This window comes from Mesorhizobium sp. LNHC252B00 (genome assembly GCF_000502955.1).
GTDB lineage: Bacteria > Pseudomonadota > Alphaproteobacteria > Rhizobiales > Rhizobiaceae > Mesorhizobium.
In genome coordinates, this window is record NZ_AYWO01000024.1 from 66721 (window position 1) to 86269 (window position 19549).

Genomic DNA, 19549 nt, shown 5'->3' on the forward strand with positions numbered 1-19549 from the left:
ATCGTGTGAACGGCTGCACGGAGCGCGTTGCTTTCGACGCGAACCCGCATTATATGGCGATTTTAGCGGAGCTTAAGATGGCAGACGCAGACGACGTGCTTTCCGCCGAGGCCGACGACCATTTCCACGACGAATGCGGCGTGTTCGGCATTTTCGGCCGGCAGGATGCTGCGGCTATCGTCACATTGGGCCTGCATGCCCTGCAGCATCGCGGCCAGGAAGCGGCCGGTATTGTTTCCTACGACGGCAGCCAGTTCCACGTCGAACACCATGTCGGCCTGATCGGCGACACCTTCACCAAGCAGCGCGTCATCGACAGCCTGCAAGGCAACCGCGCCATCGGCCACACGCGCTACGCCACGACCGGCGGCGCCGGCATGCGCAACATCCAGCCTTTCTTCGCCGAGCTCGCCGATGGCGGCTTTGCTGTCGCCCACAACGGCAATTTGACCAACGCCATGACCGTGCAGCGTGCGCTGCAGAAGCAAGGCGCGATCTTCTCCTCCACCTCCGACACCGAAACGCTTTTGCACCTCGTCGCCACCAGCAAGGAGCGCGATCTCAACTCGCGTTTCATCGATGCGGTGCGGCAGGTCGAGGGTGCCTTCTCTCTGGTGGCAATGACAGCCAAGAAGATGATCGGCTGCCGCGATCCGCTCGGCATCCGGCCGCTGGTGCTCGGCGATCTCGACGGCGCCTGGATCCTGGCTTCCGAAACCTGCGCGCTCGATATTATCGGTGCGCGTTTCGTGCGTGACCTGAAGCCCGGCGAGATGGTCGTCGTCACGTCCAAGGGCATTGAAAGCCTGTTCCCCTTCGAGCCGCAGAAGACCCGCTTCTGCATCTTCGAATATGTCTATTTCGCGCGACCGGATTCGTCGGTCGAAGGCCGCAACGTCTATGAGGTGCGCAAGCGCATCGGCGCCGAGTTGGCGGTCGAAAGTCCGGTCGAGGCCGACATCGTCGTGCCGGTGCCGGATTCCGGCACGCCGGCGGCGATCGGCTTTTCTCAGGCGGCCGGCATTCCCTTCGAGCTCGGCATCATCCGCAATCACTATGTCGGCCGCACCTTCATCCAGCCGGGCGATTCGATCCGCCACATGGGCGTCAAGCTGAAGCACAATGCCAACCGCCGCATGATCGAGGGCAAGCGCGTGGTGCTGGTCGACGATAGCATCGTGCGCGGCACCACCAGCCAGAAGATCGTGCAGATGGTGCGCGACGCCGGCGCCAAGGAAGTGCATATGCGCATCGCCTCGCCACCGACACGCGCCTCCTGCTTCTACGGCGTCGACACGCCGGAGAAGTCGAAGCTTCTGGCATCGCGCATGTCGGTTGAAGAAATGGCCGAATTCATCCGCGTCGATTCGCTCGGCTTCCTCACCATCGACGGACTTTACCGTGCCGTCGGCGAGGCCAGCCGCGACAACGACCAACCGCAATTCTGCGACGCCTGCTTCACCGGCCAGTACCCGACCCGCCTGCTCGACTTCGAAGGCCACGATAATGTGCGCACGCTGTCGTTGCTGGCGACGAGCGGGACGTAGGGCCTTGCTGCAACTGTGAATTTCGCCGGTTTGCAAATTTCGCCGCGATCACTTTGTTGCGGCCTCCTCGAAGCAGCCGATCTCCCCCCTTGCGGGGGAGATGCCCGGCAGGGCAGAGGGGNCCCCCCTCTGTCCTGCCGGACATCTCCCCCGCAAGGGGGGAGATTGCGCTCCCACCTCCGCTTTCGCCAAATATGCAGGCTGACGAGGCAGAGCCAAGTCCGAGTTAGAACGCTAGCCCTCGGAGTTGCCCGTTGACCCGTCCCCTCGACCTTACCGGCCGCGTTGCGGTCGTCACCGGCGCCTCGCGCGGCATCGGCTATTTCATCGCCAAGGAATTGGCTGCCGCAGGCGCCCATGTCGTCGCGGTGGCGCGCACTGTCGGCGGCCTGGAAGAGCTTGACGATCAGATCAAGGCTGCCGGTGGCCAGGCGACGCTGGTGCCGCTCGACCTCGCCGACATGGCCGGCATCGACCGGCTGGGCGGCGCCATCCACGAACGCTGGGGCAAACTCGACATTCTCGTCGCCAATGCCGGCGTGCTCGGCGTCATTTCGCCGATCGGTCATGTCGAAGCAAAAACCTTCGAGAAGGTGATGACCATCAACGTCACCTCGACTTGGCGGCTGATCCGCTCGGTCGACCCGCTGCTGCGGCTCTCCGACGCCGGGCGAGCGATCATCCTGTCATCCAATGCCGCGCACTCGGCCCGCGCGTTCTGGGCGCCCTACGCAGCGTCCAAGGCGGCGGTCGAGACGATGATGCGTTCCTGGGCGCATGAGACGCAGAGCCTGCCGCTGCGCGTCAATGCAGCCGACCCCGGCGCCACCCGGACAGCCATGCGGGCGCAGGCGGTGCCCGGCGAGGATCCGGCGACGCTGCCGCACCCTTCGGAGATCGCCAAGCTCATCGTGCCGCTGGCGAGCCCCGACTTGAAGGAGACCGGGCTGATCTTCCAGGCCAAGCACAACCGCTTCGTCGCCTATCGGCAGCCGGAATAGCCGCACTCGCGCGGGACAAACCCGCCGCCTCGTCACGCGGCTGTGATGTGGCGGCTGGAGGCTGCGCAGCGGCCATGCTTTCGTCACTTCCGTGGAGTTGGTAGGATCATAGCGACTCCCACAACAAGCGCCCAACTGGCAGAACGAGGAAATCCCAATGGCAACGACCGCAGCGTTGGTCTGGTATCTGGTAATCGCCGGCCCGCAGGGCGGCATGGTCGTCCTGCCCAGCACCTTCGACAAGCGCGAACAGTGCACCGCCGCCATCGCTGAGTATCAGAAACAGCCGACACCGGCCGGCTGGTCGGTGCAATGCGTGCCGAGCGCCTCGCCCTTCACCGACGAGGGCGATGCGGAAGAACCGTCAGCGCAGTAAGCGTCAGCGCCGAGCTGAAACCGTCAGTTCCGGCTTCTGGTTGATGGTCTGGAACACCACGCAATAGCGCTCGGTCAGCTTCAGCAGTGAGTCTACCCGCTCCTGCGGCTCATCGGTGTCGAGGTTGAAATTGAGCCGAATGGCGCGAAAGCCGACCGGGGCATCTTTTGCCACACCGAGCGTGCCGCGAAAATCGAGGTCGCCTTCTGCTTCCACCGTGGCGGCGCCGATCTTGAACTCAAGCGCCGTCGCCACCGCCTTCAGCGTCACCCCGGCGCAGGCCACCAGCGCTTCCAGCAACATGTCGCCCGAGCAGAGCTCAAGGCCTGAGCCACCTGTTGCCGGATGCAGCCCGGCGATGGCGAGCGCCCTGCCCGTCTCCACCTTGCAGGCGACCGACTGGTCGTCGATCGAGCCCTTGGCGCGAAGCGTGATCAGGGCCTGCGAAGCGTCGTCGCGATAGGCCTGCTTCAGCGGCGCCTGCATGGCCTTCAGTTCGGTCGCATCCATGCTTTCTCCCTTTCGTCGACTGTCTCGTACAGTCGAGATTTGCGCCGATCACCACGGGAAGGCAATGTTGTTCATCGCCACTGCATACAAGCCAGCCGCCAAGACGCGGTCGGAGCCAAGCAGCCCGCTCGTCGCCGCTGAGAAGCGAGCCGACAATTCTTCGGGCGTCGCGGCCATTGCCGCGGCCGCCAAACCCGCCGCTCTCGAATGGCAGCCACGTCACGCCGGCTTTCGCCTACCACCAACGCAGCCAGGCCGTGGCCGGCGAAGCTGCCAGTCCCCTTTTCCCAAGAGAGTCCGGCAGGACGAAGGGAGAAGGAACACGGCAGCGTCAGTTGTTCAACCACACAGCCATTTCCTTTGACTTCGATCATCTAGGCCATACCTATGCGGGAGTTGTTCTCGCGGAGCCATCATGCCGGTCAAGCTGAAACTGATCTTCCTTATCCTCCCGGTGCTTGCCGCCCTGGCGCAGCCCGCCCTGGCTGAAACGGCGGAGCGGCCGGCACCCTCGGGCGGCGTGCTGTCCCTGCTGCCGCCGCCGCAGATCACCAGGCACTCGATCACCCTCGCCGGGCGCAAGCTGGATTATCAGGCAAAGGCCGCCACCTTGTCGCTGCTTTCGGGCAAGGGTGATGTCACGGCGGAGATCTTCTATGTCGCTTACACGCTGGAGCCACCGGCAAAGGCGGCCAAAGACCCGCAGCGGCCGATAACCTTCGTGTTCAATGGCGGCCCCGGAGCAGCGTCCGCCTATCTGCATATCGGAGCACTCGGTCCGCGTATTATCGCAACGGGAGCCGAAGGCGAATTCCTGCCCCCGCCGCAAAGACTCATCGATAATCCGGACAGCTGGCTCGACATGACCGATCTCGTCTTCGTCGATCCGGTCGGGACAGGATACAGCCGCGAGGCACCGGGCCAGGACACGCACGACTTCTGGGGCGTCAACCAGGATGCCAGCTCGGTCGGCGCCTTCATCCGGCTCTATCTCGCGCAGAACGGCCGCACCGGATCGCCGCTGTTCCTCGCCGGCGAAAGCTATGGCGGGTTTCGGGCGGCGCTACTTGCCAGGACATTGCAGGAAGATATCGGCATCAGTCCGAACGGCATCGTGCTGATCTCCCCGGCGCTGGAATTCACGCTGGTGCAGCCCGACGAGTTCGAGCCGCTGCATTGGGCACTCGAACTGCCTTCGCTGGCGGCGGTGCGCCTGCGCGCCGAAGGCGTCAGCGGCGATGCGTTGCGAGAGAAGCTGGCGGAAGTCGAACAATATGCGCTGGGCGATTACCTTACGGCGCTCACCAGCGGACTGGAGCAAGGCAGGCGGCTGGCGAGCCAACGCGTGGCTGACATCACCGGCCTGCCGCTCGAACTCGTGCAGCGGAACTCCGCCCGCATCCCCACCGGCCTGTTCGCAAGGGAATTCGCCCGTGCCAGCGGCAAAGTGCTCAGCCCATACGACGCCATGATCGGCACGGCGGACATCGCGCCCGAGAGCGCCCGCATCGCCGGCCCGGATCCCGTGCTCGACCGGAGCGTCCCGGCGTTAACGTCGGCTTTCGTCGGCTATATCAGCAACGAGTTGAATTTCCGCACCGATGTCAGCTATCAGATCGGAAGAGCACACGTCTGNTACACCGACCTAGTCACGCCTTACCTCGCCTCGCGTTACCTGGTGAACCAGATCTCGTCGCTCGCCAATGCCAAGCCGATCCATCTCGATGTCGTCGAGGGCGGGCACATGATGTATTTCAGATCCGATGGTCGGCGCGCCCTGAAAGAAGCCGCCTCGGAGCTCTATCAGGTAACGCAATAAGCTTTGTGACAGCTCAGCTCGCCATGGAACGCTGCCTCAGCACGGTTGGCGTTGCATCGACTTTCGCCCGTATGGCGCACGCAGCCGATCCTGTGGCGGAGGCCGATCCCGGCGGCCGAATCCGGATTGCTCTGCTCGGCCGAAGTGCGGTTCGCGGTCCGGTTTGCCTTTCTGTTCCTGGGCGGATTGCACCAGTCGCCAGCATGATAGGCGGCGCTATTGTGTTGTGCGCTGTGTTTGCCATGCTGGGCGGGATTGGCTGATGGCCCGCTCGCAACGCATGACGTCAAATATTCTTAAAAAAAGTTACACAGTCGTGGAACCATTATCCGGGTCAAGCATTGTTGGTGCGACGGGCCATCCCCAAGTCCCCCCAAACCCCTCGGCCCGTCCTACTCTCAGCCGACCGCAAGGTCGGCTTTTTCTTTGCCGTTCAGCCGGTCGACGAGGCAAGGTTGCGACTGAGCAGTGTCGCCAGATCGCCCGCCGGACCATCGTTGCCGGCGCGCAGCCTGATCGCGAATTCAGCCGTCGGAACCTGTGGCAGGCCAAGCTCGCGCGGCGTCTCGACAATGCCGGAATGGGCAAAGCGGGCCGTTCGCAGCGTCAACGCGACGCCGGCGTTCACCGCCGTGCGTAAGCCGGCCAGACTGGCACTTCCGGCAGCAATGCGGTAGCGGCGGCCGGCCGCATCGAGCGCGGCAAGTGCCGCTTCGCGAAAGCCGCAATACGGATCGAGCAGCGCCAGCGGCAGTTCCTCCTGCCGCGAGGCCAAGCCTTTCTGCGAGCACAGCCATATCATCGGCTCACGCAGAACGCCGACTTCGTCCGGCACTGCCGCCTGGCGCATGACGATCGCCAGATCGAGTCCGCCGGACTGTAGCGCCTGCGCCAGTTCGGCGGAGCGGCCGACACGCAGTTCGATCCTGACGCGCGGGTGACTGACGGCGAAGGCACGCAGCAGGTCCGGCAGGCCGCTATCGGCGAAATCCTGTGTCGTGCCGATGGCGACGCGCCCGGCAGCGCGTGCCCCCTTCATCGCCAGCCATGCCTCCCGATGGGCGGCAAGGATACGCCTGGCATGGCCGACGAGGTCCTCACCCGCCGGCGTCAGGCCGCGGCCCCGCCCTTGCGGCGCCAGTAGCGGCTCGCCGACGATTTCCTCCAGCCGTTGCATCTGGGCGGTAACCGCCGAGGGCGAACGGCCGACATTTGAAGCCGCCTGGGCCAGTGAGCCGCTGTCGACGAACGCTAGGAAGGTTCTGAGCAGATCGGGATCAAGCGTTTCCATAATTTGATAATATCGAACTTTCAGTTAAAAACAATTCGATTTTCTTGACTGAATAGGGGTAACATAGTCCCGTCCAGCGGCGATCAGACGCCGCTCGAACCAAGGAGAAGAGAAATGCCCATCATCAACATCAGCGTCACCGGCAGGCCTGACGCGGCTCTTTCCACTCGCATCGCAAAAGAAGTCACCGAAATCACCGCCACGCAGCTGCGCAAGGATCCGACGATCACCGCGGTTGCCATATCCTACATCGATCCGCAGCACTGGTTCGCCGGCGGCAAGTCGCTGGCCGAGGACGGCACCCATACGTTCTGGCTTGATATCAAGGTGGTTGACGGCACCAACACCAAGCTCGAGCTGGAGGCCTATCTCAAGGCGATCTTTGCGGCCTTCGGCCGCCTGTTGGGCGGCGTGCATGAGGAAAGTTATGCCTTCGTGCACGAAGTGCCGGCGGCGGCCTATGGCTATGGCGGCAAGACGCAGGAATTCCGTTTCATCAGCGGACGGTTGAAGGCGGCGTGAATACAGACCATTTTCGCCCGGGGCGAGAAGGTAAGCTTGCCCTCATCCGCATTGACGTTGCTCCCACATGGTCTAGGTTCTTGCCGAAGCGGCCGCAAAAGAGCCGAGATGATAAAACGTTGGGAGAGACGCGGCATGATCCTGACACTGGCGCTGCTTGCAGGTCTTGCCCTCGCCTGGCTGCTGATCGGCATCGTGGAAAAATTCCGCCTCGGCCTGCGCTTCACCCAGGCGCTGCTCTATGTGCCGTTCAAGCTCGCCTACCGGATCGCCGACGCCCGCATCAGGATCGCCCGCAACGCGCAGGCTCCCGTCATCTACGTCATCTCGCATCAGTCGCGTTTCGAACCGGCGCTGATGCTGTCGCTTCTGCCGGACGACACACTGCACATACTCGACGAGGTCTCGGCGCGGTCCCCTTGGCTCGAACCGTGGCGCGGGCTTGGCCGTACCATCGCCTTCAATGCGGAACACGTCTTCGTCAGCCGCCGGCTGGTGCGTGTCCTCAAAGGCAAAGGCCGGCTCGCCGTCTATCTGCCGGATGCGGTCGAGCCTGACGTCAAGACGTTTCGGCTGTTTCGTGCCGTCACCCGCATCGCCATGCAGGCGAACGCCAGCATCGTGCCGGTCTTCGTCGGCGGCGCACGAAGCCTGCCGGTGTCATTGACGCCAGCGGACAAGGCACCACGGCACTGGTTTCCGCAACTGTCGATCAGCGTGCTGGAGCCGATGACCATCGCCGAACTGGTGGCGCGCAACCCCGACCAGGCCTCGAACACCAATGCGCTGTTCGACCGCGTCGCCGAGGCACGGCTTTTCAGCACTAACCTCGATCGTGGCCTGTTCCTGGCCATGCGCGATGCCGCCGACCGCGTCGGCGCTTCGCACCCGATCATCGAGGACGTCATCTCCGGCGCGCTGAGCTACCGCAAGATGTTCATCGGCGCCCGGGTCCTCGGCCGCCGCTTCGAGGCGGTAACGGCGCCGGGCGAAGCGGTTGGGCTGATGCTGCCGAACGCCAATGGCGTCGTGCTGTCGCTTACCGGGCTTCTGTCCGCCGGCCGGGTGGCAGCGATGATCAACTATACGGCAGGGCCGGCGAGCGTGACTGCGGCGGTGCGCACGGCGGTGATAAGGACCGTGATTTCCTCCCGCGCGTTCGTCGAGAAGGCCGACCTTGCCGATATCGTCGAGGCTGTCGAAAAGGGCGGTGCCAGGCTGCTTTGGCTGGAGGATGTGCGGGAAGGCGTCACGGCGCTGGACAAGCTTGCCGCCGCCTTGCTGTGGCGCTGGCCGCTGCAACGGCAGGATGCTGCCAAGCCGGCGGTGATCCTGTTCACCTCTGGTTCGGAAGGCACGCCGAAAGCGGTGATCCTTTCGCACAAGAACCTGCTGGCCAACGCCATGCAGGCGGAGGCACGCATCACCATCTCGCCTGCCGACATCCTTCTCAACGTGCTGCCGGTGTTTCACTCGTTCGGGCTGACGGGCGGCACCATCCTGCCGCTGGTCACCGGCGTGAAGTTGTTCCTCTACCCCTCGCCTCTCCACTACAAGATCATCCCCGAGGTGGCGCGCAAGGCGAAACCGACCATCATGTTCGGCACCGACACGTTCCTCGCCAATTATGCGCGCACCGCCAAGGATGGGGATTTTTCCAGCCTGCGCTTTGTCGTCGCCGGCGCCGAGGCAGTGAAGCCGGAAACCCGCCGCATCTATCGCGAACGCTTCCAGGCGGAGATCATCGAAGGATTCGGACTGACCGAGGCCGCCCCCGTGGTTGCCGTCAACACCGCAATCCATGGCCGCGACGGCACCGTCGGCCGGCTGCTGCCGGCCATGCGCATGAAGCTGGAGCCGGTCGAAGGCATCTCCGGCGCCGGGCAATTGTGGCTCGACGGACCAAACCTGATGATGGGCTACATGACCGCGGAGCGTCCCGGTGAACTGCAGCCGTTGAGCGGCTGGCACGACACTGGCGACATCGTTTCGGTCGACCGCGAAGGCTTCATCACCATACGCGGCCGCGCCAAGCGCTTTGCCAAGATCGCCGGCGAAATGGTGTCGCTCGGCGCGGTCGAGATGCTGGTACAGTCGCTATGGCCGGAAGAACGGCACGCGGCGGTGGCCGTGCCGGACAAGCGGCGGGGCGAACGCATCGTGCTGGTCACCACCGCCGACGACGCCAATCCCGACGAGTTGCGCAAATTCGGCAAACAGGCAGGTGCGGCTGAGCTGATGGTGCCCAACGACATCGTCAAGGTCGAGGAAATCCCGGTGCTGGGTTCCGGCAAGACAGACTATGTGTCGACGAGAAAGCTGGCGATCGACAGGCTGGGACTCGGCGTCGCGGCGTAATCTCCCCCCTTGAGGGGGAGATGTCGCCGAAGGCGACAGAGGGGGTCGGTTCGACCGGGTGTCTTGCGACAGTCAGAGGTTGGCGCTTCACGCGCGCGACCCCCTCTGGCCTGCCGGCCATCTGACCCTCAAGGGGGGAGATAATGACTTAACCTATATCCGAAGGCGGTATCTTCTCACCCTCCAGCTTGGCACGTTTCGAATAGGCGCGCACGCTGAACGGCAGGAAGATCAGGTAGCCGGCGACCGACGCCGTCAGCGTGTACCAGGGATAGGTCATCAGCAGGAGCACGTAGAGCACGACACCGAGGATGATCGGCAGCACCTTGTCGCCCGGGATTCTCAGGTTCTTGCCGGAATAGACCGGCAGCCGGCTGACCAGCAGGAAGGCGACCAGGATGGTGAAGCCGGTGGCGACGAAGGCGGCTGGACGACTGGGCTCCAGCCCGGTGCGGAGGAAATAAAGATAGAGCGGCAGCATCACCAGCACGGCGCCCGCCGGCGCCGGCACGCCGACGAAATATTCGGACTGCCATAGGGGGCGATCGGCCTTCTCGTCGTCAAGCACGTTGAACCGGGCGAGCCGCAGCCCGCAGGCGATGGCAAACAGAAGTGCGGCGATCCATCCCGGCGAGCCGGCGCGGTCGAGCAGGAAGGCATAGAGCACCAGAGCCGGTGCGACGCCGAAATTGACGATGTCGGCCAGCGAATCCATCTGCGCCCCGAATTTGGAGGTCGCCTTCAGCATCCGCGCCAGGCGGCCGTCAATGCCGTCGAGGAAGGCCGCAAGCAGCACCATCACCACCGCCGGCTCGAAACGGCCTTCGAAGCCGAAGCGGATGCCGGACAGGCCGGCGCAGATGGCCAGCACGGTGACCAGATTGGGCAGCACCATGCGCATAGGGATTTCCCGGATGCGCGGACCGCCGCTGGCATGAGCCTCGAACTTTTTGTATTGCGTGCCCACGGTCAGGAAATCCGAACAAGAGGCGTGCCGGCGACACCGCCGAATTCGGCCAGCACCGTTTCGCCGCCGACCGCCGTCTGGCCAACGGCAACACGCGGCGTGGCGGCCAGCGGCAGGAACACATCGACACGCGAGCCGAAGCGGATCAGGCCGAAGCGCTCGCCGATGGCGATCGAGCCGCCGGCCTCGGCCCAGCAGACGATGCGCCGCGCCACCAGGCCGGCGATCTGGACGGCGGCGACCGTACCGTTGGGGCTCTCGATGACCAGGCCGTTGCGCTCGTTCTCGGTGCTGGCCTTGTCGAGTTCGGCATTGAGGAATTTTCCCGGCCGATGCTCGATCGTGGTGATGCGCCCGCGTACGGGAGCGCGGTTCACATGGCAGGAAAACACGTTCATGAACACGGAGATACGGGTCATTTCGACGTTGCCGAGACCAAGCTCGCGCGGCGGCACAGCCGGCCCGACCGCAGAAATGATGCCGTCTGCGGGGCTGACCACGAGGTGGTCGTCGACCGGCGTGACGCGCTCGGGATCGCGGAAGAAATAGACGCACCAGGCCGTCAGGATAAGGCCGATCCAAAACAGGATCGAAGAGAAATAGCCGAGGAAAAGCGTCGCCGCGCCAAAGGCCGCAATGAAGGGATAGCCTTCGCGATGGATCGGTACGAACGCGTTCTTGACCGTATCGACAAGGCTCATCGGGTAAAAACGGGCTCCGTTTCAATTGCGGCCTCAATAGCCGAAAGCCCCCCTCGCCGCAACGCAACAATCGGCAAGGCTGTATTGGCCGCGTCCTACAGAAGCGGTGGTGCGCTCGCCTGTCGGCGTCATTGTCGGCAGAATTCGGGGCACCGCCGGTTCAAAATGCGGGAACAAACCGACCGCCCATGATCTTAAACCCCAACACGGCGCACCTCATTGCCAAGCGATGGGCCGCCACAAGTGCGGTTCTGCTCGCGCTGGCGGCATCGAATGGCAGCGCAATAGCGCAAGCCAAGCTATCCTTTGACTGCAGCAAGGCCGCCAGCGTGGCGGAAAAGGCCATTTGCGCCGACCATGCTGATGGAACGTTCTTCCTGACGGAGAAAAAGTAGCGCGGCGCCATCGAGACGACCGGACCAGATTAGTTGGCGCCATCGGCTTCGGCTCGCGCAAAATGTTCTTCGATTTCAAGCCTACCGGCGTCCGCTAGCGGGTCTTCCGCGCTCGATCTCAAGAGCATGCTACCGTTGGGAGCGGACAACAAGAGCAATGGTCTAGCGCCAGCAGCAACTGTCCAACTGACGACCGATCCTCCCTCTCTCGGAACCAACATCGACGGCAAGGCAACTGCTCCTGCAGTGTCTACTCCAGCCCTGCGCAAAAGAAGGTCGAGGGCTGCTGGCGCCCGATAGGCTTCAGCCAATTTGATGACGGTCGCTATTGAATCGGCGCCGACATGCGACAGCTTCAAGCCGACACGTGGAACACTGTCACCAAATAACTCATCGATGTCGTCGGTGACGCTGTCGTTGGGTCCGAAGTCGAGTTCCAGTTCCGTGCCATCGGCAGCAAGGTACTGGTATGCCGCTGCATGCGTCGACGTGACCACGCACAAAAGCGCCCTGCAGGCATTGGTTACGACAGGAAAAGCCATCTGCTTCTCGCCGTCTATGTCCAACATCCTTCCTTCGCCGACCCCGAGCTTGACCTCGGGTTGCGGCAAGCCTGCACAGGCTAAACCGATGCCCACTTGAAGTCGGCTCGTCATCACTGCTTTCAGATGGAACACCGAGCGATGGCGCAATCGAGGTTCACGCCTGGGATTAGCCATCACAACGTCGAGAATGGCCTCCTGGCATTCGGCATCGTCGACAATCTCCAGTTCAGGCCATGAGGCAATCCAACCCACTGCGCGGGCAAGCAACGGGACGCTATCTTCCTCCTTGTAAAAAAGATCGTCGAGCTCATCAAGGAAATCAGCGCGACCACCTTCGAATCCGGTCTGTTCCTCCGCTTCTTTTGGGTGTTCCCTGACCCAAGCGACCATTTGTTCCAAAGCAGCCAAATGATTTGTCGCTCGCATTCCAGCCAGAGCCAACCTCGCATCGGAGGTAATTTTGTCGAAGCCACCATGGTAGTTGCGGATAAATTGGCTGTGGCCGCCATTGCTTACTTCCAGGGCGTAGAGATAGGTATGAAAAAACTGCCTCGCCGATGCCGGAATTTCGTGATCTTCGTAGAGGCCCTGGTTGAGCATCGCGTTGACGAAATCCATGACCGCGGTCACGAGATCAGCAACGTAATTCTCCTTGGCAGCGCGCTCGACAGCTGAAAACGGGACAATAACTGAAGACACATGCGGGCTGGCCATCGGCTGCTCCGAACGGTCGGCCGAAACCGTTGTCGACTGCTGAAGCTTTTTCTTCCGCGAAAAAATTCCGAACATGCCAGCGGCCTTCTTATCTGCAGCAGCAGAATAATACCTTGAAGAGCAAATAAAAGCATTTGAAATTCATTTTCAAATGTCTAGTCGCCGACGTTTTTAGAGCATTCAGAAAACTGATTTCGAGATTTTGCTTCAGGAGCTCAGCGTAGAGGTGGCCGAGTTGAATTGTTGCGTGATGCCTGTCGGCAACGCACGCCGTCATCCGTCCTTGGTGAGACAGCGTCTTTCTGGACCGCCCGGCCATGATGACGTGCGCAACAAGGAGCTCTCGCAAATGCAGAAACAACCGGCCACCCAAGCGCATCTCCTGACCGCCGGCCTCGCCTTCGGCGAGTCGCCGCGTTGGCACAACGGACGGCTTTGGGTCTGCAACTGGGGCACCGGCGAGATCATCGCCGTCGATGCCGACGGCAACCGCGAGATTGTGCTTACCGTGCCGGCTGTCCTGCCCTACTCCATCGACTGGCTGCCGGATGGCCGTCTGCTTGTCATCTCCGGCCGCGACGGCTTGCTTCTGCGGCAGGAAGCAGATGGAAGACTCGTCACCCATGCCGATTTGCGCAGCCTCTCGAAAAGCCCGTGGAACGAAATCGTCGTCGATGGGCGCGGCAACATCTATGTCAATGGCGGTGGCCCGGCGCCGGCGCCGGGCGAGCATTTCGGTCCCGGCACGATCGTGCTGGTCACGCCGGACGGTGCGGTCCGGCAAGTGGCCGAGAATATCGCCTTTGCCAACGGCATGGCGGTCACCCCGGACAACAAGACGCTGATCGTCGCCGAATCGCATGCCAACAGGCTGACTGCCTTCGACATCGCGGCCGACGGCACTCTGTCCAACCGGCACGTCTGGGCCGATCTCGACGGCTATCCCGACGGCATCTGCCTCGATGCCGACGGGGCGATCTGGTATGCGGATGTTCCCAACAAGCATTGCGTGCGCGTGAGCGAAGGCGGTGAGGTGTTGCAGACGGTCGTTGTCGATCGCGGCTGCTTTGCCTGCATGCTGGGCGGCACCGACAGGAAAACGCTGTTCATTCTCGCCGCCGAATGGCGTGGCTTCGAGCACATGGTCAGCGACGCGCGCACCGGCCAGGTGCTCAGCGTGGACGCACCGGCACCCGGCGTCGGCTGGCCGTAAGAAGCCTTATTACAGTTCGGGAACTCGCTGATAGTTGGCGATGTCGGCCCGAACACCGAGCCGGGCGATCGTCTCCTGCGGGTTGAAGGCGATGCGCTCGTGCGCCGCCTTGACGATCGGCACGACATTGTCGACGGCCGTCTGGCTCTCCCATTCGACGATAGTGACGAGGTTGAACTCGCCAGGACCCGAGAATTGCTCGAGTAGGAAATCCTGCACGAAGCCTTGCTGCAGGCGCAGCAATTCATGCGTTGTCCTAACCTTGGCCAGTATCTCTTCGCGAGCGGCGGCCGGGACAACGAATTTGTCCACCCTGAACACGCTGCCGCCGTTAACGTTCTGATTTCCCTTACTCATTTCGATCATTCCGTTCTTGGATCATGTTGCTTCCGGGCTCCAAGAACGACCTACAATCTCAACTTAAGTTGAGGTCAAGCGGAAATTTCTTCCTTCTCATCTGGTAGGCGGCTCACCTGGTAGGCGGCATCAATTCACCTCGGATAGCCGGCGGCGAACGATGACCCCAAGTTCGTCGCCCTCGCGGGCGATGCGCAGCCGCTCCTCGGCCTCCGTTGCCTCGCGCTGGCGATCCCACATCGAGGCGTAGAGGCCATGCTTGTGCATCAGTTCGGCATGCGTTCCGCGCTCGGCGATCTGGCCGTCCTGCAGCACGATGATCTCGTCGGCCGTAATCACCGTCGACAGCCGGTGGGCGATGACGATGGTGGTGCGACCGCGGCTGACCAGGTCGAGCGCCGCCTGGATTTCCTGCTCGGTGTGGCTGTCGAGGGCCGAAGTCGCTTCGTCGAGCATCAGGATCGGCGGGGCTTTCAGGATGGTGCGGGCGATCGCCACGCGCTGCTTCTCGCCGCCCGAGAGTTTCAGCCCACGCTCACCGACCATCGATTTGTAGCCATCTGGCAGCCGCTCGATGAAGGGGCCGATCTGGGCGAGTTCGGCAGCCTTGCGCATATCCTCCTCGCTGGCACCGACGCGGCCGTAGCGGATGTTGTAGGCGATGGTGTCGTTGAACAGCACAGTATCCTGCGGCACCATGCCGATTGCTCCGCGCAGGCTCTCCTGCGTCACGTCCCTGATATCCTGGCCGTCGATCAGCACCTGGCCGTCCTGCACATCGTAGAAGCGGAATAGAAGCCGCGAGATGGTCGACTTGCCGGCGCCCGATGGCCCGACAATGGCGACGGTCTTGCCGGCCGGCACCTCGAAGCTGACGCCCTTCAGGATCTTGCGGTTCGGGTCGTAGGAGAATTGAACGTCGCGGAACTCGACCTTGCCGGCGCTGACAGATAGTGGCTTCGCATCCGGCTTGTCGACGATCTCCTGCGGCACATCCAAAAGGTCGAACATCTGCTCGATATCGGTCAGCCCTTGGCGGATTTCGCGGTAGATGAAGCCGATGAAATTGAGCGGAACCGACAACTGCATCAGCATGGCGTTGATGAAGACGAAATCGCCGACCGTCTGCGTGCCGGCCTGCACCTCCAGCGCCGACATGCACATGACGATGACTGTGCCGAGGCCAAAGATGATGCCCTGGCCAAAATTCAGCCAGCCAAGCGAGGTCCAGATGCGCGTCGCCGATATCTCGTAGCGTGCCATGGAGCGGTCGAAGCGCTCGGCCTCCATGCCTTCGTTGTTGAAATACTTGACCGTTTCGTAGTTTAGCAGCGAGTCGATCGCCTTGGTGTTGGCATCGGTGTCGCTGTCGTTCATGTCGCGGCGGATCGAGATGCGCCAGTCGCTGGCGCGCACCGTGAACCAGACATAGNGGGAGTCGATCGCCTTGGTATCGGCGTCGGTGTCGCTGTCGTTCATGTCGCGGCGGATCGAGATGCGCCAGTCGCTGGCGCGCACCGTGAACCAGACATAGACCCAGACGGTGACCGCGACGACCGCCACATATTTCCAGCCATAGGTGTAGGCGAAGATGCCGGTGGTCAGGGCGAACTCGAGAATCGTCGGCGCTGTATTAAGCATGATGAAGCGCACGATCGTCTCGATGCCCTTGGTGCCACGTTCGATGATGCGCGACAGGCCGCCGGTCCGGCGCTCGAGATGAAAGCGCAGCGACAGTTGGTGCATGTGGACGAAGGTGCGGAAGGCAAGCTGGCGCACCGCGTACTGGCCAACGCGGGCAAACAATGCGTCGCGCAACTGATTGAAGCCAAGCTGCACCAGGCGCACGACATTGTAGGCGACGACCAGCATGACGGGCGCCAGCAGAAAGCTCGGCAGCGGCGGCACCGATTTGGCGTCACCGGCCAGCGCGTCGGTCGCCCATTTGAAAAAATAGGGACCGGCGACCAGTGTCAGCTTGGCCACAACCAACAGAAGCGTCGCCCACGTGACCCGGGCTCTCAGATCCGCACGATCCGCCGGCCACATATAGGGCCACAGGTTGAGCAGCGTCTTGAAGGTCGAAGAGTCGGAGACGGTTTTTTTGGCCATTCTTTGTGCCTTCTTCTTATGTCTTTTTGACCATGATCTCTTCCGAAAACAGGGCTGCAGTTTTCGGGATCATGGATCTAGCGGCCGGAGCAGCAGGAATTGACGAGCGCGGTCAGCGACATCGAGACATCGGCGAGCGCTGCGTGGTCGATCGCATAGCGCGAGCGTTGGCGATCAGGCTCGAACCGGACCAGCCCGGCTTCGACCAATATCTTCAAATGCTGTGACACGGTGGACTGCGCCAGATCGAAACGATCGACGACCTCTCGGCAGCAACAGGAGCTGCTGGCCGACAGGTATTTCAGGATTTCGATACGCGCCGGGTGCGAAAGCGCGGCAAGCCGGGCGGCGACGGCGCGGCTGTCCGGGGCCTCCGACGCGGAGCGGAGTGTATGGGTTTCGAAGGGGCTGTCGCTCATCGTCCATCGGCGATAAACGATGGTTGGCGCTATCGCAAGCTACTCTTCTGGTCAGACCAGATAGCGGCTAACGCTGTGAGATGGACTTCTCGATCCCCGGGATATCGGCTATCCGTTCAGCCAGAAAGTCGACCAGCAGGCGAACCCTTGCAACGCCCGCGCGCTCCGGGACGATCAGCATGTTCAGCGGGATGGACGGCAGCGAATAATCATCCAGTAAGGTCTCGAGCAGGCCAGCCTCCAAAAGATCTCCGACAAGCCATCGATGAGCCGGTGCGATCCCTCGACCCGCGACCAAGGCCTCACGCGCGGCAAGCCCATGGTCGACACGCAGTCGCCCCGCGAAGGGCACCATATAGCGCTCGCCTCCAGCGCCCTGCAAAGCAAGAGTTTCACTGCCCGCCACGTTCGACATCCGGATGCCCTCATGTCCAGACAGGTCCGACGGGACAGCCGGTCTCCCTCGCGCCGCCAGATAATCCGGCGATGCCACGAGCAGGCGCCGTGACAGGCCGAGGGCCCGCAGCTTCAACGAGCTGTCAGTAAGTGGTCCCAAGCGAAGCGCAATATCGACGCCTTCCCGGACCAAATCCACACGCTCATCGGTGAGGCTGAGGTCAATTCCGATGTCGGGATATCGGTCCTGAAAGGCGAAGATGAGCCGGGTGGTGTGCAAGACCCCGAAAGCGGCCGTACAGGATATCCGGATGGTGCCAGCCGGCGCGCCACGTGCGCCCCGCGCTTCGTCGCCGGCCTGCTCGACAAGGCGCAGGATCTGGATACTGTTTGTATAGTACCGGCTACCCTCATCGGTCAGCGTGACCCGCCGGGTGGTCCTGCTGAGCAAAGGCACACCCACCGCCTCTTCAAGCTCCTGCAAATGCCGCGTAACCGTCGATTGCCCTATGCCGAGTTCGCTGGCAACCAGCGACAGATTACCCCGTTCCGCAACGCGAACGAAGGTGCGCATGCGTTCGAACGTGATATCCGATTTATCCATTATTCGGCACAATCTTATGCATTATGAATACGTAGCGGATCATGTCGATATTGCCTAGCTAAGGGACCAGTTTTTCAGTCCTCGGAGTCCCTGCATGAAAATTCTACTTGTCTTCGCTCATCCCGAATCGCGCTCGCTCAACGGCGCGCTCCGCGACGTCGCCATCAGAGAACTCGAGGCACAAGGCCACGAAGTGCGGGTGACGGACCTCTACGCCCAGCGTTGGAAATCAGCGGTTGATCGGGCCGACTTTCCGATTTTGGCGTCCGACGCGCGGTTGATGCCTGCCGCAGCATCAAAAAAGTCTTTTGAAACCGACGCGCTGACCGAGGACGTCAAGGCCGAGATCGCAAAGCTGCGGTGGGCGGATGCGCTGATTCTCCAGTTTCCGCTCTGGTGGTTTGCCATGCCGGCGATCCTCAAGGGCTGGGTCGACAGGGTCTTCGCCTACGGCTTCGCTTACGGTGTGGGTGAGCATAGCGACAAGCGATGGGGCGACCGCTACGGCGAGGGAACCTTGATGGGCAAGCGCGCAATGTTGATCGTGACCGCCGGCGGCTGGGAAGAGCACTATGCGCCTCGCGGCGTCAACGGAGAGATCGACGACTTGCTGTTCCCGATCAACCACGGGATTCTCTACTACCCGGGCTACGACGTCCTTCCGCCGTTCGTCGCCTATAGCGTCGACCGCTTCGGCGAAGCCGACTTCGAGCCCGCTGCCGAGCGCCTGCGCGAGAGGATGAGAACGTTCGCGACCACGCAACCCATCCCCTATCGCCGGCAGAATGGCGGCGACTATTTGATTCCGAGCATGAAGCTACGCTCCGACCTGGGCGATCAGAACATGACCGGGTTCAAACTTCACCTAAGCGGCTCAACGAGCTAGCTGACTTCGACCTCCGGAAAGCCTTGTCTCTAGTTGGTCTTTGTCGTCACCTGCTTGCCCATCGCCTTGAGGTCGGCGGCTTCGCCTTCCTTGGACTTTTCCGGGACCTTGAACACCTGTCCCGGCCAGATGCGATCAGGATCGCTGATCTGATCCTGGTTGGCGAGGTAGATGGTCGAGTAGCGCATGCCATGGCCGTAGACACGCCGTGAAATCCGCCAAAGCGTGTCGTGGCGGTGGATGATGACGGCGCCGTCCGCATGTTCGAGCTTGGGCGCTACGGTCTCGGGCACATCGGTTGGCGGCGTGGCTGCCACCACAACGGCCGGAGCCTCACTGGCCGGTGCTGCGGGAGCAGCCGCTTCAGCGGCCGGAGCGGCAGGCGCTTCGGCGGCAGCAGGTTCGGCAGGCTTGAGCTCCGCGGGCGCCACGGCGGCGATCGATTCACCCGGCTCGCGCTCGAACGGCACGGCGGCGCGTGCCACCACTTTCACGCCGTCGGCATCGAGACCGTCGACATGGATGGTGTAGCTGCCGACCGGAATGTCGCGCGTCGCCTCGACGAGGAAATGGCCGTTCGGCGACGTCTGAGCGTCACCGAGCAGGATATCATTGGCATAGGCGCGCACCTTGCGGCCCGGATCTGAGAGGCCGGCAACAAATATCTTGTTGCCGTCGATCTCCACCGCCTCGACGACGATCTTGGGTTCGGACACGTCTGGCGCAGCCGGCGCCGATGGGGCTGCCGGAGCAGGTGACGCTTCAGCCACGGCCGGCGCCGGAGCCGGCGCGGCTGGTGCCGAAGCAGTTGCGGGC

General features: G+C 62.6%; 19 protein-coding genes and 1 pseudogene. 10 read left to right on the top strand and 10 right to left on the bottom strand.

Annotated features, from left to right (window positions below; translation table 11 throughout):
* Positions 1-77 precede the first annotated feature (77 nt).
* The 3 genes from purF to X744_RS146110 all read left to right on the top strand — a co-directional run bounded on the left by purF (position 78) and on the right by X744_RS146110 (position 2924).
* On the top strand, positions 78-1547 hold the full coding sequence (gene purF / locus X744_RS146120) for an amidophosphoribosyltransferase (RefSeq protein WP_023761617.1): 1470 nt from the start codon (positions 78-80) through the stop codon (positions 1545-1547).
* A 254-nt stretch (positions 1548-1801) separates the two neighbouring features.
* Positions 1802-2548, top strand: a complete 747-nt coding sequence (locus X744_RS146115; protein ID WP_023761618.1) for an SDR family NAD(P)-dependent oxidoreductase — start codon at positions 1802-1804, stop codon at positions 2546-2548.
* 157 nt (positions 2549-2705) lie between these two features.
* The gene (locus X744_RS146110) at positions 2706-2924 is read left to right on the top strand and encodes a hypothetical protein (protein ID WP_023761619.1); all 219 of its coding nucleotides are present in this window, start codon (positions 2706-2708) and stop codon (positions 2922-2924) included.
* Between the two features lie 3 nt (positions 2925-2927).
* Here X744_RS146110 and X744_RS146105 read toward each other — a convergent pair whose 3' ends face one another.
* Positions 2928-3434 (bottom strand): OsmC family protein, encoded by a 507-nt coding sequence (locus X744_RS146105; protein WP_023761620.1) that lies wholly within the window; start codon positions 3432-3434, stop codon positions 2928-2930.
* A gap of 415 nt (positions 3435-3849) precedes the next feature.
* Here X744_RS146105 and X744_RS146100 point away from each other — a divergent pair, with 415 nt between their 5' ends.
* Both X744_RS146100 and X744_RS1000000175415 read left to right on the top strand, forming a co-directional pair.
* A complete protein-coding gene (locus tag X744_RS146100; protein ID WP_023761622.1) occupies positions 3850-5253 on the top strand; it encodes an alpha/beta hydrolase in 1404 nt (467 codons plus the stop codon).
* A gap of 99 nt (positions 5254-5352) precedes the next feature.
* A pseudogene (locus tag X744_RS1000000175415) lies at positions 5353-5548 on the top strand (EamA family transporter); the annotation flags it as partial.
* Positions 5549-5686: 138 nt separating this feature from the next.
* Here the strand turns inward: X744_RS1000000175415 and X744_RS146095 are convergent.
* Positions 5687-6544: a LysR substrate-binding domain-containing protein gene (locus tag X744_RS146095; RefSeq protein ID WP_023761623.1), complete on the bottom strand. Its 858-nt coding sequence runs from the start codon at positions 6542-6544 to the stop codon at positions 5687-5689.
* A 114-nt stretch (positions 6545-6658) separates the two neighbouring features.
* On the opposite strand from X744_RS146095, the gene X744_RS146090 reads away from it, so the two are divergent.
* Together X744_RS146090 and X744_RS146085 are read left to right on the top strand one after the other, a co-directional pair.
* Positions 6659-7066, top strand: a complete 408-nt coding sequence (locus X744_RS146090; protein ID WP_023761624.1) for a 4-oxalocrotonate tautomerase family protein — start codon at positions 6659-6661, stop codon at positions 7064-7066.
* Between the two features lie 135 nt (positions 7067-7201).
* On the top strand, positions 7202-9424 hold the full coding sequence (locus X744_RS146085) for an AMP-binding protein (RefSeq protein ID WP_031260843.1): 2223 nt from the start codon (positions 7202-7204) through the stop codon (positions 9422-9424).
* A 148-nt stretch (positions 9425-9572) separates the two neighbouring features.
* Here the strand turns inward: X744_RS146085 and X744_RS146080 are convergent, their stop codons facing one another.
* The gene (locus X744_RS146080; protein ID WP_023761626.1) at positions 9573-10391 is read right to left on the bottom strand and encodes a phosphatidylcholine/phosphatidylserine synthase; all 819 of its coding nucleotides are present in this window, start codon (positions 10389-10391) and stop codon (positions 9573-9575) included.
* 2 nt (positions 10392-10393) lie between these two features.
* The gene (locus tag X744_RS146075) at positions 10394-11092 is read right to left on the bottom strand and encodes a phosphatidylserine decarboxylase (RefSeq protein WP_023761627.1); all 699 of its coding nucleotides are present in this window, start codon (positions 11090-11092) and stop codon (positions 10394-10396) included.
* 131 nt (positions 11093-11223) lie between these two features.
* Here X744_RS146075 and X744_RS146070 point away from each other — a divergent pair, with 131 nt between their 5' ends.
* Entirely contained in the window at positions 11224-11487 is a 264-nt protein-coding gene (locus tag X744_RS146070) for a hypothetical protein (protein WP_156938604.1), read from the top strand.
* A gap of 29 nt (positions 11488-11516) precedes the next feature.
* On the opposite strand, the gene X744_RS146065 is transcribed toward X744_RS146070, so the two are convergent.
* Positions 11517-12821, bottom strand: coding sequence for a DUF4375 domain-containing protein (locus tag X744_RS146065; protein WP_023761629.1), 1305 nt, complete (start codon positions 12819-12821; stop codon positions 11517-11519).
* Positions 12822-13095: 274 nt separating this feature from the next.
* On the opposite strand from X744_RS146065, the gene X744_RS146060 reads away from it, so the two are divergent.
* Positions 13096-13959 (top strand): SMP-30/gluconolactonase/LRE family protein, encoded by an 864-nt coding sequence (locus X744_RS146060; RefSeq protein ID WP_031260846.1) that lies wholly within the window; start codon positions 13096-13098, stop codon positions 13957-13959.
* Between the two features lie 9 nt (positions 13960-13968).
* On the opposite strand, the gene X744_RS146055 is transcribed toward X744_RS146060, so the two are convergent.
* From X744_RS146055 to X744_RS146045, 4 genes are all read right to left on the bottom strand, one after another.
* A complete protein-coding gene (locus X744_RS146055; protein WP_031260848.1) occupies positions 13969-14316 on the bottom strand; it encodes a hypothetical protein in 348 nt (115 codons plus the stop codon).
* A 129-nt stretch (positions 14317-14445) separates the two neighbouring features.
* Entirely contained in the window at positions 14446-16428 is a 1983-nt protein-coding gene (locus X744_RS06700) for an ABC transporter ATP-binding protein/permease (RefSeq protein WP_023761632.1), read from the bottom strand.
* A gap of 77 nt (positions 16429-16505) precedes the next feature.
* Positions 16506-16847 carry a metalloregulator ArsR/SmtB family transcription factor gene (locus X744_RS146050; protein ID WP_023761633.1) on the bottom strand — a complete coding sequence of 114 codons (342 nt, stop codon included), beginning with the start codon at positions 16845-16847 and terminating at the stop codon, positions 16506-16508.
* Between the two features lie 67 nt (positions 16848-16914).
* Positions 16915-17847, bottom strand: coding sequence for a LysR family transcriptional regulator (locus X744_RS146045; protein WP_023761634.1), 933 nt, complete (start codon positions 17845-17847; stop codon positions 16915-16917).
* Between the two features lie 94 nt (positions 17848-17941).
* On the opposite strand from X744_RS146045, the gene X744_RS146040 reads away from it, so the two are divergent.
* A complete protein-coding gene (locus X744_RS146040) occupies positions 17942-18733 on the top strand; it encodes an NAD(P)H-dependent oxidoreductase (protein WP_023761635.1) in 792 nt (263 codons plus the stop codon).
* A gap of 29 nt (positions 18734-18762) precedes the next feature.
* Here the strand turns inward: X744_RS146040 and X744_RS146035 are convergent.
* Positions 18763-19549 (bottom strand): LysM peptidoglycan-binding domain-containing protein (locus tag X744_RS146035; RefSeq protein ID WP_031260852.1); only part of this gene is annotated, 787 nt, incomplete at its 5' end.